At 64.7% G+C, this 13,715-nt stretch carries 14 protein-coding genes; 8 read left to right on the forward strand and 6 right to left on the reverse strand.

Annotation, left to right across the window (positions count from 1 at the left end; translation table 11 throughout):
• The first annotated feature begins 88 nt into the window (after window positions 1–88).
• Entirely contained in the window at window positions 89–361 is a 273-nt protein-coding gene (gene rpsT / locus OYT13_RS19570) for a 30S ribosomal protein S20 (RefSeq protein WP_017232742.1), read from the forward strand.
• Window positions 362–657: 296 nt separating this feature from the next.
• Here rpsT and OYT13_RS19575 read toward each other — a convergent pair whose 3' ends face one another.
• Window positions 658–972, reverse strand: coding sequence for a DUF3579 domain-containing protein (locus tag OYT13_RS19575; protein WP_017232741.1), 315 nt, complete (start codon window positions 970–972; stop codon window positions 658–660).
• Window positions 973–1,323: 351 nt separating this feature from the next.
• Here OYT13_RS19575 and argF point away from each other — a divergent pair, with 351 nt between their 5' ends.
• The 3 genes from argF to OYT13_RS19590 all read left to right on the forward strand — a co-directional run bounded on the left by argF (window position 1,324) and on the right by OYT13_RS19590 (window position 4,529).
• A complete protein-coding gene (argF, locus tag OYT13_RS19580) occupies window positions 1,324–2,250 on the forward strand; it encodes an ornithine carbamoyltransferase (protein WP_017232740.1) in 927 nt (308 codons plus the stop codon).
• Between the two features lie 416 nt (window positions 2,251–2,666).
• Entirely contained in the window at window positions 2,667–2,990 is a 324-nt protein-coding gene (ppnP, locus tag OYT13_RS19585; RefSeq protein ID WP_268566846.1) for a pyrimidine/purine nucleoside phosphorylase, read from the forward strand.
• Between the two features lie 90 nt (window positions 2,991–3,080).
• Window positions 3,081–4,529 carry a patatin-like phospholipase family protein gene (locus tag OYT13_RS19590; protein WP_017232738.1) on the forward strand — a complete coding sequence of 483 codons (1,449 nt, stop codon included), beginning with the start codon at window positions 3,081–3,083 and terminating at the stop codon, window positions 4,527–4,529.
• On the opposite strand, the gene murB is transcribed toward OYT13_RS19590, so the two are convergent.
• Window positions 4,519–5,535, reverse strand: coding sequence for a UDP-N-acetylmuramate dehydrogenase (gene murB / locus OYT13_RS19595; protein ID WP_017232737.1), 1,017 nt, complete (start codon window positions 5,533–5,535; stop codon window positions 4,519–4,521). The genes OYT13_RS19590 and murB overlap by 11 nt on opposite strands.
• Before the next feature lie 252 nt (window positions 5,536–5,787).
• On the opposite strand from murB, the gene OYT13_RS19600 reads away from it, so the two are divergent.
• A complete protein-coding gene (locus OYT13_RS19600) occupies window positions 5,788–6,273 on the forward strand; it encodes a YajQ family cyclic di-GMP-binding protein (RefSeq protein ID WP_017232736.1) in 486 nt (161 codons plus the stop codon).
• Between the two features lie 99 nt (window positions 6,274–6,372).
• Here OYT13_RS19600 and plsY read toward each other — a convergent pair whose 3' ends face one another.
• Together plsY and ybaK are read right to left on the reverse strand one after the other, a co-directional pair.
• On the reverse strand, window positions 6,373–6,981 hold the full coding sequence (gene plsY, locus OYT13_RS19605) for a glycerol-3-phosphate 1-O-acyltransferase PlsY (RefSeq protein ID WP_017232735.1): 609 nt from the start codon (window positions 6,979–6,981) through the stop codon (window positions 6,373–6,375).
• Window positions 6,982–7,114: 133 nt separating this feature from the next.
• Entirely contained in the window at window positions 7,115–7,609 is a 495-nt protein-coding gene (gene ybaK, locus OYT13_RS19610) for a Cys-tRNA(Pro) deacylase (RefSeq protein ID WP_017232734.1), read from the reverse strand.
• Between the two features lie 114 nt (window positions 7,610–7,723).
• On the opposite strand from ybaK, the gene OYT13_RS19615 reads away from it, so the two are divergent.
• The gene (locus OYT13_RS19615) at window positions 7,724–9,289 is read left to right on the forward strand and encodes a class I adenylate-forming enzyme family protein (RefSeq protein ID WP_026131732.1); all 1,566 of its coding nucleotides are present in this window, start codon (window positions 7,724–7,726) and stop codon (window positions 9,287–9,289) included.
• Window positions 9,290–9,380: 91 nt separating this feature from the next.
• On the opposite strand, the gene xerD is transcribed toward OYT13_RS19615, so the two are convergent.
• Both xerD and queG read right to left on the reverse strand, forming a co-directional pair.
• Entirely contained in the window at window positions 9,381–10,298 is a 918-nt protein-coding gene (gene xerD, locus OYT13_RS19620; RefSeq protein ID WP_268567905.1) for a site-specific tyrosine recombinase XerD, read from the reverse strand.
• Window positions 10,299–10,366: 68 nt separating this feature from the next.
• Window positions 10,367–11,629 carry a tRNA epoxyqueuosine(34) reductase QueG gene (gene queG / locus OYT13_RS19625; protein ID WP_157211384.1) on the reverse strand — a complete coding sequence of 421 codons (1,263 nt, stop codon included), beginning with the start codon at window positions 11,627–11,629 and terminating at the stop codon, window positions 10,367–10,369.
• A gap of 17 nt (window positions 11,630–11,646) precedes the next feature.
• On the opposite strand from queG, the gene tsaE reads away from it, so the two are divergent.
• Together tsaE and OYT13_RS19635 are read left to right on the forward strand one after the other, a co-directional pair.
• Window positions 11,647–12,171 carry a tRNA (adenosine(37)-N6)-threonylcarbamoyltransferase complex ATPase subunit type 1 TsaE gene (tsaE, locus tag OYT13_RS19630; RefSeq protein WP_268566847.1) on the forward strand — a complete coding sequence of 175 codons (525 nt, stop codon included), beginning with the start codon at window positions 11,647–11,649 and terminating at the stop codon, window positions 12,169–12,171.
• Window positions 12,165–13,619 carry an N-acetylmuramoyl-L-alanine amidase gene (locus OYT13_RS19635; RefSeq protein WP_254440920.1) on the forward strand — a complete coding sequence of 485 codons (1,455 nt, stop codon included), beginning with the start codon at window positions 12,165–12,167 and terminating at the stop codon, window positions 13,617–13,619. The genes tsaE and OYT13_RS19635 overlap by 7 nt, the downstream gene beginning before the upstream one ends.
• The last annotated feature ends 96 nt before the right edge of the window (window positions 13,620–13,715 follow it).

The following is a 13,715-nucleotide window of genomic DNA, read 5'->3' on the forward strand; positions in this document are numbered from 1 at the left end:
TGCTTCCTGGCCACCGTGTCTCCCAGGGAGCCGAGCCAAACTGCATAGAAGCCGCATCAGGCGGAGCAATTCAAGGAATTCACCGAACATGGCAAATACCGCACAAGCACGCAAGCGCGCGCGTCAAACCGTTAAGATCAACGCCCACAACTCGGCACTGCGCTCGCGTCTGCGCACGGCAGTCAAGGCGGTCCGCAAGGCCATCGCCGCTGGCGACCCCACCGCTGCCAAGGAAGTGCTGCGCAAGTCGGCCAAGACGATCGACATCATCGCTGACAAGAAGATCGTTCACAAGAACACCGCCGCTCGTCAAAAGAGCCGCCTGTCGGCCGCCATCAAGGCGATGTCGGCTGCTGCCTAACCGCGCAAGCGGTCAAGCAGACTCAAGTTGCTTGCCGGTTCCGACTCCGGTCGGAACACAAAAAAAGCCCGCTTCGTGCGGGCTTTTTCTTTTCGCTGAAGCCAAAGAACGCCGACCACACTCACGCGACGCGCGCGCAAGCCACTGTACGGCTGCGAGAGAATCCGGGACGAATGCGTGAATGGCGTGAACCACGAGGCCGGTCACCGCGCGACGGGCGACGACGGGGTAGAACGACGGTGAGTCGGGGCCAAAGGCCCGACACTCACGTCTGGCCGCAAAACGGCCACGGGGGATTACTTGACGTCGGGAACGAAGCAGGCTTCGGTCAGTTGCAAGTCGTTGTCACGCGCAAAATTCATCACGAAATCGAAAGCCATCGGCTCGATGTCGCGCAACCGCTCGTCAACAACGACGCATTTGACGTCGCCCACCATGATCGGACGCACATAGGGGGAGTACTGCATGTATGCGTTCGGGCCGGTATCGCGCCGGCCACAAAACGACACGGCGCCGCACAGACGTTCCGCCCAGTCACTCGGACGGAACTTCTTGCCACCCCGGGTGAGCCCCTGGATGAAATACTCGCGCGCGGAAACCTGGTCGGTCATATCGCTCAATCACCTCAAAAAGCACCTGGCCAGCCATACGCGGGTAGCGTCGCTGACAGAGACAGTATTATATCTTATATAAGACTCAAACCTGTCCCCCACCCTCGCTGCCGATGTTTTTTTCGGTCTTGCCAGCCGTTTTTGGCCGTGCAGCATCGCGCTCGATCATACGCTTTTCGTGTGACGGCAAAACGATTTGGTAGACTAGCGGCTGTTCCCCTGATGCCAGCAACCGGTAGAACACCTTCACGCGCCTGACCGGGGGACAGGCCTCAAGGCTTGTTCGTCGTGCCGCCAGCGAGAGAGTTCCCTTTGAATTCCCGCGCTATCGGCCTCCAGCAGAACATCCAAATGACCACCGCCAAACCCATCAAGCATTACCTTCAGTTTTCGGATTTGACGCTCGACGAGTACGACTACGTGCTTGAGCGCACCCGCATTCTCAAGAAGAAATTCAAGAACTACGAGACCTACCACCCGCTTCACGACCGCACGCTGGCGATGATTTTCGAGAAAAGCTCGACACGCACGCGACTCTCGTTCGAAGCCGGGATTCACCAGTTGGGTGGCCACGCCGTGTTTCTGAACACGCGCGACACGCAGCTTGGCCGTGGCGAGCCTATCGAAGACGCGGCCCAGGTGATCTCGCGAATGACCGACATCATCATGATTCGCACGTTCGGTCAGGAGATCATCGAGCGCTTCGCGCAGCACTCGCGCGTACCGGTGATCAACGGCCTGACCAACGAATATCACCCGTGTCAGGTGATGGCGGACATCTTTACGTTCTACGAGCATCGCGGCCCGATCAAGGGCAAGACCGTGACTTGGATCGGTGACGCGAACAACATGTCCTACACGTGGATACAGGCCGCCGAGATCTTCGGCTTCCAGTTCAACATCTCGACGCCGCCCGGCTACCGCCTCGATCAGGCGATGGTGGCCGAGTCGAGCCGCCCGTTCGTGCGCGAGTTCGACGACCCGCGCGAGGCCTGCGAAGGCGCGGACCTCGTATCGACCGACGTCTGGACGAGCATGGGCTATGAAGCGGAGAACGAGGCGCGAAAAGCGGCCTTCGCTCAGTGGTGCGTGAACGCCGACCTCATGCAGCGCGCCAAACCGGACGCACTGTTCATGCACTGCCTGCCCGCGCACCGTGGCGAGGAAGTGTCGGCCGACGTGATCGACGGCGCCCAAAGCGTCGTCTGGGACGAAGCCGAGAACCGTCTGCACGTGCAGAAGGCGCTCATGGAATACCTGATGCTCGGTCGCGTCTAACGCGTCGATCAGACCACGCCCGGACCAGCGCAACGCCGTCCGGGCGCGTTATCTTTGGCCACCGCGCCAGCGCCTCCCCCGTACGTCCTCCGCACCTCCCTCGCGTCACCTTCGCGTCACGCTCGCCGCCCGCTCCAACATCCGGCATCCCCACCGCGACCAACGTTCCGCTATCATCGCTCACGCGCAGGCGTCCCTCGTTGACGCGCGCTTCATCACCGCATGTTGTAGTCGTTACCCTCCGTCAGAACATTTCGCAATTTGCACCACAACGGGGCAAATTCGTTGTGCATCGCACAAAATGCAGACGGGTGGACGTTCGAAACGTGCTAGCATGAATTCACGTTTGCCCCGTTGGGGCAGGCTTATCGACCCATCATCGCGACTTTCCATCGCATTCGACTCCGCATTCGGTCATGACGCAAAACGCAACGCAGTTCGACAACGTTTCCGTAATCAAGCGCGCCAACACCTATTTCGACGGCAAGTGCGTGTCGCACACCGTGCTGCTCCCGGACGGCACGCGCAAGACGCTGGGCGTGATTTTCCCGGCTATGCTCCAGTTCGGCACCGATGCGCCCGAAATCATGGAAGTCACGAGCGGCCGCTGCCGCATCCGTCTGGCCGGTCAGGCCGAGTGGCAGGAATACGCCGCCGGTCAGCAGTTCTCCGTGCCGGGCAACAGCAAGTTCGATATCGAGGTCTTGGAGACGCTCGATTACGTCTGCCATTACGGCTAACCGACCGGCCAGTATCGCGACTGCGCGGGGGGGTCTCCCCCGGCGTCGCCCTCTCGGCCGGTTCAGCGCGGCCCGGCGCCGCTACTCACTATGTCGCGTCTGCCCCCCGAATCCGCCGACGATGCTTCCGGCGACCGAGCTGATGCCCCCCCTGCCGATGCGCAGGCCGCGGCTTCGACCGCCTCGCTGTCCTCTCACTCGGTGCCGGCCGAATCCGCTGCCGAATCAGTGAACGGCACGAGCACCGATCTCGAGCCGACCGACGTACCGTTGCTCCCGCCAGATGGCCTCACCCGGCCGGCACGTACCGGCAACGCGCCCCAGAAATCCGCCACGCCTCGCGCTCGCAAGCGCACCTCCGCCACGGATGCGCCGAGCGACGCCCTCTCGGCCAAGGGCGGTGCGCAGACGCCTGAGGCTCCCCGTACGCGCGCCCCCGCCAAATCCACGAAACCCTCACGCGGCCGCTCCGCGAAGCGAAAAGGCATCGACCTGGGGCTGCAAGGGGGCGGTGCGCATGGGGCCTACACCTGGGGCGTGCTCGACAAATTGCTGGAAGACGGACGCCTCGAGTTCGAAGGCATCAGCGGCGCGTCCGCAGGCACGATGAACGCCGTCGTACTGGCGCACGGCCTGCTTGATCGTCCGGGTGTCGACCCGCGCGAGAAGGCGCGTGAGGCGCTGCACAGCTTCTGGCTCGGCGTGTCGCAGGCAGGTTCCTCGGCAACCGCCTGGGCGCAGACCGTCTTCAGTTGGCTCAACGGCCGTCCGACCGAATACCCGGTCTGGCACGACTGGATGCAGAGCATGCAGCAATGGATGACACCGTTCGCGCAGCCCCCGGCCGAAATCAACCCGCTGCGCACCGTGCTCGAAGCGCAGGTCGATTTCGAACGGTTGCGCGAAAGCACCGCGACGCGCCTGTTCGTGTCTGCGACCAACGTCCGCACCGGCAACATCCACATCTTTCGCACACACGAAATCACGCTCGACGTCGCGATGGCGTCGGCGTGTCTGCCGTGGCTCTTCAAGCCGGTGAAAATCGACGAGGATTTTTACTGGGATGGCGGCTATCTCGGCAACCCGCCGCTCTATCCGTTTTATTACGAGACGCTCACGAGCGACATCCTGATCGTGCACATCAACCCGATCGAGCGCAAAGAGAAACCCGTGCTGCCGGGGCAGATCATGAATCGCGTGAATGAGATCACGTTCAATGCGTCGCTGCAGCGCGAATTCCGTGCCATTTCCTTCGTGCACAAACTGCTTGACGAGGGATGGCTCAAGCCTGAGTTTCGCAAGCGTCTGAAGTACCCGCTGATTCACTCGATTCGCGCGGACAAGGCGCTGTACGACTTGTCGTCATCGACGAAATTCGTGACCGACTGGCACTTCCTCACCACGCTGCGCGACCGTGGCCGCGAGGCGGCGAGCCGTTGGCTCGATGCGCACTTCGACGACGTCGGCGTGCGCTCCACCGTCGACCTGCGGCGCGATTACCTGCAGCGCCTGCCCGACGCCACGTCGATCAAAGCATGAGCGGTTCGGGCTCGAGCGCGATACCGAAGCGCTCCTGCACGCTGGCCTGTATGGCGCGCGCGAGCGCCACGATCTCCGCGCCGCTGGCGCCGCCTCGATTGACGAGCACGAGCGCTTGACGCTCATGCACGCCCGCGTGGCCGAGCGACTTGCCGCGCCAGCCGCATTGGTCGATCAGCCAGCCCGCGGCGACTTTCCAGGCGCCGTCCGGCTGAGCATAGCCGACCGCTTCCGGAAACCGCTCGCGCAGTGCGGCAAACGTTGCGGCGTCGACCACGGGGTTCTTGAAGAAGCTCCCGGCGTTGCCGAGTTCGGCCGGATCGGGCAGTTTGCGGCGGCGAATGTCCGCCACGGCCTCGAAGATCTGCCGCGCATTCGGCTGCGCGATGCCCGCCTGGGCGAGCGTGTGCGACACGTCCGCGTAGCCCGTCACGGGCTGCCACGGCTGTGGCAGCCGCAATGTGACCGAGACGATGAGGTAACGCCCGGGTTCGCGCTTGAACAGCGAATCGCGATAGCCGAACGCGCACGCCTCGCGGGTGAGGGTGACGAATGCGCCCGTGGCCGTATCGAGCGCGCGCACCTCGGCGAAGCGCTCGGCCAGTTCCAGCCCGTAGGCGCCGATGTTCTGAATCGGGGCAGCCCCGAGGGTGCCCGGGATCAGGGCGAGATTTTCCAGGCCAGGACAATCCTGCGAGAGCGTCCAGTCGACGAAGTCGTGCCAGACCTCGCCGGCGCCGCCGCGCACATAGCGCGCGTGCGCGTCGTCGGCGAGCCGCTCACGGCCGCGAATCGCCATCCGGAACACCACGCCGTCGAAGTCGCGCGTGAGCACCACATTGCTGCCGCCGCCGAGCACGAGACGCGGCAAGCCTGCGAGTTCGGGCATGGCGAGCGCATCGAGAAGCGCCGCTTCGCTGTCGATCGTCACGACAAAGCGGGCGGAGGCGGGCAGGCCGAAGGTATTGAAGTCGCGCAGGCTGACGTCGCGTTGCAACTGAGGCATGAAGTCGGGAGAAATCCGTGGGTGATCCGTGGGGCCGCCGTCCCGGACAGCGCCCGGAAGGGACACCGGAGCGACGGCTGAATTACAATGTCGGGCGAAAGAATTTTGCGCACCATTATAGCGGCCACGCGGCCGAGGTTCGCGCTGCCCGCATGACCCGGTCGTCCCGTCCGGGTGCGCCGGCGCCACCATCCCCCGTGCGGCATGCCCGGCGTGCCATTTCACGAACCCTTTACCTTTCAGGAGAGCCAGATGCCATCGTTCGACGTGGTTAGCGAAGCCAACATGATTGAAGTCAAGAACGCCATCGAGCAGGCCAACAAGGAAATCTCGACGCGATTCGACTTCAAGGGATCGGACTCGCGAATCGAGCACAAGGAGCAGGAACTCACGCTGTTCGCCGACGACAACTTCAAGCTCGAGCAAGTCACGCAGGTGCTCATCAGCAAGATGGCCAAGCGCAACGTGGACGTGCGCTTCCTCGACTACGGCAAGGTCGAGAAGATCAGCGGCGACAAGGTCAAGCAGGTCGTCAAGGTGAAGAAAGGCGTCGAAGGCGATCTGGCCAAGAAGATCGTGCGCGTGATCAAGGACAGCAAGATGAAAGTGCAGGCGAGCATCCAGGGCGACAGCGTGCGCATCGCGGGCGCCAAGCGCGACGACCTGCAAAGTGCCATGGCCCTGCTGCGCAAGGACGTGACCGACACTCCGCTCGACTTCAACAACTTCCGCGACTGACAGACGCGCGCCGCAGACAAGCAAAACCCGCAGACTCGCTGCGGGTTTTGTATGGGTCGAGGCCGTGCCGGGTTCGGCCGAGCCGACGTAACGCCGGCCTTACTTCGCCTTCTTCTGCCCGATGCGGCTTTCCTTGCCCGCCATCAGCTTGCCGATGTTGGCGCGGTGCCGGTAGACCAGCAAGATCGCCATGACGATCACCGCGGGGGCGTACGGTCCGAAGCCAGACATGAACACGTAGTAAAGCGGCGCGAACACCGCCGCCACCAGTGCCGCGAGCGACGAATAGCGGAAGAAGATCGCGATGATGAGCCACGTCGCGAGCACGGCGAGCCCCAGCACCGGATGGATGGCGAACAGGACGCCGGCCGCCGTCGCTACGCCCTTGCCGCCGGCAAAGCGTAGAAACACCGGGTACAGATGGCCCATGAATACCGCAAGGGCCACGGCCGCCAGACCGAAGTCACCTACACCCCACGTATCGGCGAAGCGTTGCGCAAGATAGACGGCAAGCCAGCCCTTGAGGGCGTCGCCGATCAGCGTGAGCACGGCGGCCTTCTTGTTGCCTGAGCGCAGCACGTTCGTGGCGCCCGGGTTGCCCGAGCCATAACTGCGCGGGTCGGCGAGACCCATCGTGCGGCTGACGATCACCGCAAACGGCAACGAGCCGATCAGGTACGCGAGAACGATAAAAACCAGTGTGGCCATGAACTTCGAGCGTGAGCAGAATGTGTAATGGCCGCCATTCTACTTGACGCGCTCCGTCCCTCCATTCTGGCAACCACGGGGTTGCGCCGCGACCGGATCGATCGGACAGACGCAGGCCGCCGCGCCGTGGCGACTACTCGTCGCTCAGCGCACACGACACCGGCTTGGCCGCCAATGTGTTGAGCAGCACCTGCGGGGCGATGCCAATGAGGTACCCGCGTCGCCCGCCGTTGATGAATATGCGCGGCAGATCGAGAATCGACGCCTCCACATACACGGTCATCGCGCGCTTCGTGCCGAACGGCGACGTGCCGCCCACCAGATAACCCGAATGACGCTGGGCGACCTCCGGCTTGCAGGGCTCCACGCGCTTGGCGCCGATCTGGCGCGCGAGGTTCTTGGTCGAGACGGTCCGGTCGCCGTGCATGAGGACGATCAGCGGCCGGGCCTTCTCGTCTTCCATGACGAGCGTCTTGACGACCGCATGCTCGTGCACGCCCAACTGGCGTGCCGACTCGCCGGTCCCGCCATGTTCGACGTACTCGTAGACGTGTTCGGTGAAGGCCACTTTCTTTTGCTTCAGAAACTGCGTGGCCGGCGTTTCCGAGACGTGTTTGGTCTTGCTCATGGGCGCCTATTGTAATGAAACGGCCAAGGACTGCGGTCCCGGAATGCGCGCACCGCGGTCATCCTCGACGGCGTGTGCGATGCTCGATGACGGCGAGCGCATTACAATGCCGGCATGTCAGCCTCTCCCGCCCCCTCTCATCCGGACACCTTCGCCTCCAGCTTGCTCGCGAATCTGCCCGCACGCATCGACACGCTGCCCGCGCGGATCGCCGCGCAAGCGCCCACGCGCATCGCCCTGATCGACGACTTCAGCCGTCTCACCTACGAGGCACTGGCGAACACCGTCAGCGCCTGCACCGAGCGCCTGCGCGCGCACGGCGTGCGGGGCGGCGATCGCGTGATGATCGTCGGTGAGAACGGCATCGCGTATGTGGTGCTGCTGCTCGCCGTGGCAGCCCTCGACGCTTGGCCGCTGCTGTGCAACGCGCGGGTCAGCGCCGCGGAATTGAACGCCATTCGCGATCATGCGCAACCGCGCTGCGCGATCTACACCGTCGATGCCTCGCCCGATGCCGCCGCGCACGCCCGGGGAGACGCCGCCAAGGTCGCCTGGACCGACCTTGCGCTCGGCGCCATCGCGGTGTCCGACATCGATCCCGACAGCGCCGCCGAGCCGGTGCAGACTGATCCGGCGTTGCAATGCGCGGCGCTCATCTACACCACCGGCACGACCGGCACGCCCAAGGGCGTTCGTCTCTCGCATCGCAACCTGATGTTCATCGCTGCGGTGTCGAGCGCGCTGCGACGCGTCGGTGCCGACGATATTGCCTACGGCGTGCTGCCGATCTCGCATGTCTACGGCCTGACGTCGGTGTGTCTGGGCACGCTGTACGCTGGCGGCACGCTACGGCTGGCCGCGCGCTTTACTCCCGAAGCCGTGCTCGATTCGCTCGCCCACGACGGGCTGACGATCCTGCAAGGGGTGCCCGCGATGCACGCCCGCCTGATGGCCTATGTGACGGCGCAGAACCGGACACTCATCGCACCGCGGCTGCGCTTCGTCTACTCGGGCGGCTCGCCCCTCGATGCGGCGCTCAAGGCGCGTGCCGAAGCGTTCTATGGCCTGCCGATTCACAACGGGTATGGGCTGACGGAGAGTAGTCCGACCGTCTCGCAGACGCTGCTCGACGCCCCGCGCGACGACTGCGCCGTGGGACCGGCGATCCCCGGCGTGACGGTACGTATCGTGGGTCGCGACGGGCATGACCTGCCCGATGGCGACGTTGGTGAACTCTGGGTGCGTGGTCCTAACGTGATGCTCGGGTACTACCGTGCCCCAGCGCTGACGGCGGCAGCCGTGACCGACGACGGCTGGCTGCGCACCGGCGATCTTGCGCGGCGCACCGTCGACGGCGCGCTCTTCCTCGCGGGACGCGCCAAGGAACTCATCATCCACTCCGGCTTCAACGTTTATCCGCTCGAAGTCGAGCAGGCGCTGGCGAGCCATCCGGATGTGCTGCAAGCGGCCGTCCTCGGACGTCCCGACGAGGAGAACGAGCAGGTGATCGCGTTCGTGGAGGCGCGCCCGGGCCATGCGATCGACGTCGCAGCGCTGGCCGCGTGGGCGGCGACGCGGCTCGCACCGTACAAGCGTCCGGCGCAGATTCGGGTGCTCGATGCCCTGCCCGCCGCGTCGACGGGCAAGGTGCTCAAGCACAAGCTCAAGGCGTTGCTTTGAAGTTTGATGGCGCGGCGGCGTCGCTCGCCTACCGCGCCGGCCTTGCTTGCCGTACACGCGGCCCACGCAGCACGCGCTTCACACACGGCGCTCACCCGCGCGGATGATGCTGTGCGTGCAGCGACTTGAGGCGTTCGCGCGCGACGTGCGTGTAGATCTGTGTGGTGGAGATGTCGGCGTGGCCGAGCAACAGCTGCACCACACGCAGATCCGCGCCGTGATTGATCAGATGCGTCGCGAAGGCATGACGCAGCGTATGCGGTGAGAGCGGCGCACGAATGTCCGCCTGCAACGCATAGCGCTTGATCAGATACCAGAACGCCTGCCGCGTCATCCCCTGGCCGCGTTGCGTGACGAACAGCGTGTCGCAGGCGCGACCGGCCAGCAGCCCCCCTCGACTCTGCGCCAGATATCGCGTGAGCCACGCGTTGGCCTCTTCGCCGAACGGCACCAGCCGCTCCTTCGCACCCTTGCCGAAGATGCGCAGCACACCCTCGTTCAATCCCACTTCAATCGTCTTGAGCGCGACCAGTTCCGAAACGCGCAGACCGCTCGCGTACATCAGTTCGAGCATCGCGCGATCGCGCAACCCAAGCGGCTGGGCCAGATCGGGGGCCGCCAGCAACGCTTCGACCTGCGCCTCCGACAATGTCGAGGGCAACCGCTGGGCACGCTTGGCCGATGCGATGCGCAAACACGGGTCCTGGTGCACGACATGGTCGCGCAGTGCCCATTGATAGAACCGTTTGAAGACCGACAGACGACGATTGACGCTGCTCGCCAGACTCTCGCGGCGCCACGCCAGATAGGCGGCGAGCGCCGCCTCGTCCACGCCATCGAGCGAAGTCTCGCACTTGGCGGCGAGCCATTGCGCGAAGAGGCGCAAATCCCGTCGGTAAGCGTCGAGCGTATTGCGAGAGAGGCCGTCTTCGAGCCAGATCGTGTCGCAGAACTGGTCGATGAGCGTGACACTGCGCACATAGGTCGCGCCGTCGGGGTCGAAGGCCAGCGGAGACGACGGGTCATCGAGATTGTCGACGTCGGTGAGGTTCTCGCTCGCGGGGTGGGTGCCTGGGGTCAAACGGTGGCTCCTTCCTGGGCCAGCGCCCATTCGACATGCTCGCGCACCAACGCCGATGGGTGATCGCGTCGCGCGAGCAAGGCATCGCGCAGCGGCGCGCGCGCGGCGGCATCTGCCGAGTCGCGCAGCGCATTGCCAAGCCCCACGGCCAGATTGCGCAGCCATCGCTCATGGCCAATACGACGAATGGGGCTGCCGGCCAGCTTATCCATGAATTCCGTTTCGCTCCAGGCGAACAGTTCGACGAGCGAGGCGCTATCGAGCCGGTTGCGCGGAGCGAAATCGGCGAGCGGCGAAGGCTGCGCAAACTTGTTCCACGGGCAGTAGAGCTGGCAATCGTCGCAGCCATAGATGCGATTGCCCATCTTCGCGCGCAAATTCTCGGGAATTGCCCCTTTGTGCTCGATCGTCAGATACGACACGCACAACCGCGCATCGACGCGAAACGCTTCGGTGATGGCGCCGGTCGGACAAACGTCGCGGCATCGCTGACATTGCCCGCAGTGCTCGCCCGGGTGCAGGCGGTGCCCCGTTGCCTTGCCTGGTACCTCGCTCGGCGTGCTTGGCGCATCGGCATCCACCGGCAGCGGCACGTCGACAAAGATCTCGCCGAGAAAGAAGAGCGAGCCCGCGTCGCGCGAGAGCAGCAGGGTGTGCTTGCCGCGCCAGCCCAGCCCGGCCTTCTGCGCGAGTTCGACTTCGAGCACGGGGGCCGAATCGGTGAATGCACGGTAGCCGAACGGGCCGATGGCCTGGGTAATGCGATCGGCCAGTTGTTGCAGCCGATGGCGCATGACTTTGTGATAGTCGCGTCCGCGCGCATAGATCGACACGACCGCCTCGGCAGGCATCGCCGCGCGCGCGGCTTCCCGCTCGCGCCAGCTCGCCATGTCGGTGTCGTTCGGAAGATAGTTCATGCGTGCGCTGATGACGCGCACCGTGCCGGGAACCAGCTCCGCGGGCCGCGCGCGCTTCATGCCGTGCGCCGCCATGTAGTCCATGTCGCCATGACAGCCGTCGTCGAGCCATTGTTGCAGCCCCGCTTCGGCGTGCGAGAGATCGATGTCCGTGATGCCGACCCGGCCGAAACCGAGTTCGCTCGCCCATGCGCGAATCTGACCGGCAAGCGCGGCCAAGTCCCCGGCATCGAGGGCGGGAGACGTCGCATTGTCGCGCGAGGACGACACTTCCGAGGCATTCGGAGGTGCCGCCGACTCGACTTGTGCGGCGGTAGCGGGGAAAATCACGGAAGCTTTCATCGACTCCATTTTACGCAATGCCCGATTCATCAACGCCGACGCCCCTGGGCGAGCGCATCTTCGCGCTGCCGGACGAGGCCGCCACCGAGGCCTTCGCCGCAGCGCTCGCGCGCGCCATCGTGGCACGCGCGGCGCACACTGCCCCGGCGCATGCGGGACTGCACGTGCAGCTCTCGGGCGACCTCGGTGCAGGGAAAACCACGCTCGTGCGTGCCCTGCTGCGCGCGCTGGGCCATACCGGACGCGTCAAAAGTCCCACGTATGCATTGTGTGAACCTTACAACATCGACACACCACAAGGCGTGTTGCCGGTCTATCATTTCGACCTGTATCGCTTCGCCGATCCGGCCGAATGGCACGACACGGGCTTTCGGGAGCACTTTGCAGGCGACGCCCTGTGCCTCGTCGAGTGGCCGGAGAAAGCCGAAGGTCTCCTGGGCACCCCCGATTTGGGCCTTTGGCTGGAACCTGTAGGCAACAGCCGCCGTCTGACGACGAGCGCCTACACGCCGGCCGGTCTTGCTTGCCTGAACTCATGCTGATCAAACGCTTTATTCGTACCGACGACGCCTCATCGCCCAATGCCGGCCGCCGCCGTGCATTGCGCGCCGGCGCCTCGACACTCATCCTCGCCCTCACCGGCCCGCGTCTCGCCTTCGCCAATGCCATCGTGGCGGTGCGCGTCTGGCCGGCCAAGGACTACACACGCGTCACGCTGGAGACCGACAACCCGGTCAAGTTCCAGCAGCAACTTATGGCCAGTCCGAACCGCTTTGTCATCGATCTCGACGAAGTGGATCTGAGCCCGGCGCTGCGCGATCTCGTGTCAAAGATCCAGCCGAACGACCCGCAGATCATGCAGGTGCGCGTGGGGCAGTTCAAACCCGGCGTCGTGCGCATGGTGTTCGATCTGAAGGCCGGCGTGAAGCCACAATCCTTCACGTTGCCGCCGGTCGCGGGCTACAAGTACCGCACCGTGTTCGACCTGTATCCGGCGGTCGAGCCCGACCCGCTCATGGAACTGCTCGCCAAGTCCAGCCACAAGGCCGAGGCATTGGCGCAGAACACACCGCCCGCTCAGCCCTCGAACCCGTCGTCGGGCACGGGCACGCCGAGCACGGAGGAGAGCGAAGCGTTCTTTCAGCGTTACGCGCAACGTGAGCCGGGCCCGCGCGTCTCACGCCCCCCGGCGCCCTCGACCACGGACAGAATGCCGTCGCTCGCCCAGCGCAACGACGACGGGCTGCTCACGCCACCGTCACGCGGACCGAAGACCGCCCGCCTGCTCACCATCGCCCTCGACCCCGGCCATGGCGGAGAAGACCCCGGCGCGATCGGTAGCAGCGGCACCTACGAGAAAGTGGTGGTGCTGCAGATCGCCAAGCGGCTGCGAGAGAAGATCGATGCGCAACCCAATATGCGGGTGATGATGACGCGCGACGCCGACTTCTTCGTGCCGCTCGGCGTGCGGGTGCAGAAGGCCCGCCGCGTGGACGCCGACCTGTTCATGTCGATTCACGCCGATGCGTTCACCTCGCCGTCGGCGAACGGGGCGTCGGTATTCGCCCTGTCCGAGCGTGGCGCCACGAGTGCGACGGCACGTCTGCTGGAAAAGACGCAAAACGCGTCCGATCTGATCGGCGGCGTCAATATCAAGACCAACGACCGCGCCGTAGCGCATGCGTTGCTCGATATGTCGACAACGGCGCAGATCCGTGACAGCAAGGTATTCGGCACGGCGCTGCTCGCCGAGATCGGCACCGTCGCGGACCGGCTGCACAGCAAGCACGTCGAACAGGCGGCCTTCGCGGTGCTCAAGGCCCCCGACATCCCGTCGGTGCTCGTCGAGACGGCCTTCATCAGCAACCCCAAGGAAGAGCAGGCGCTGAACGATCCGGCCTACCAGGAGCGGCTCGCCGATGCGCTGCTCAAGGGCATCAAGGCCTACTTCGCCAAGAATCCGCCCCTTGCGAAGAATCGGACGGCCTGACGGCCGGCCACGGACGTTCGCGCAACGCCAAGACAAAAATGGCGCGCCCGGTCATCAACCGGACGCGCCATTTTTTATTGGACCTGCGAGGTCACT

It is taken from the genome of Pandoraea sp. XJJ-1, assembly GCF_026802345.1.
Taxonomy (GTDB): Bacteria; Pseudomonadota; Gammaproteobacteria; order Burkholderiales; family Burkholderiaceae; genus Pandoraea; species Pandoraea cepalis.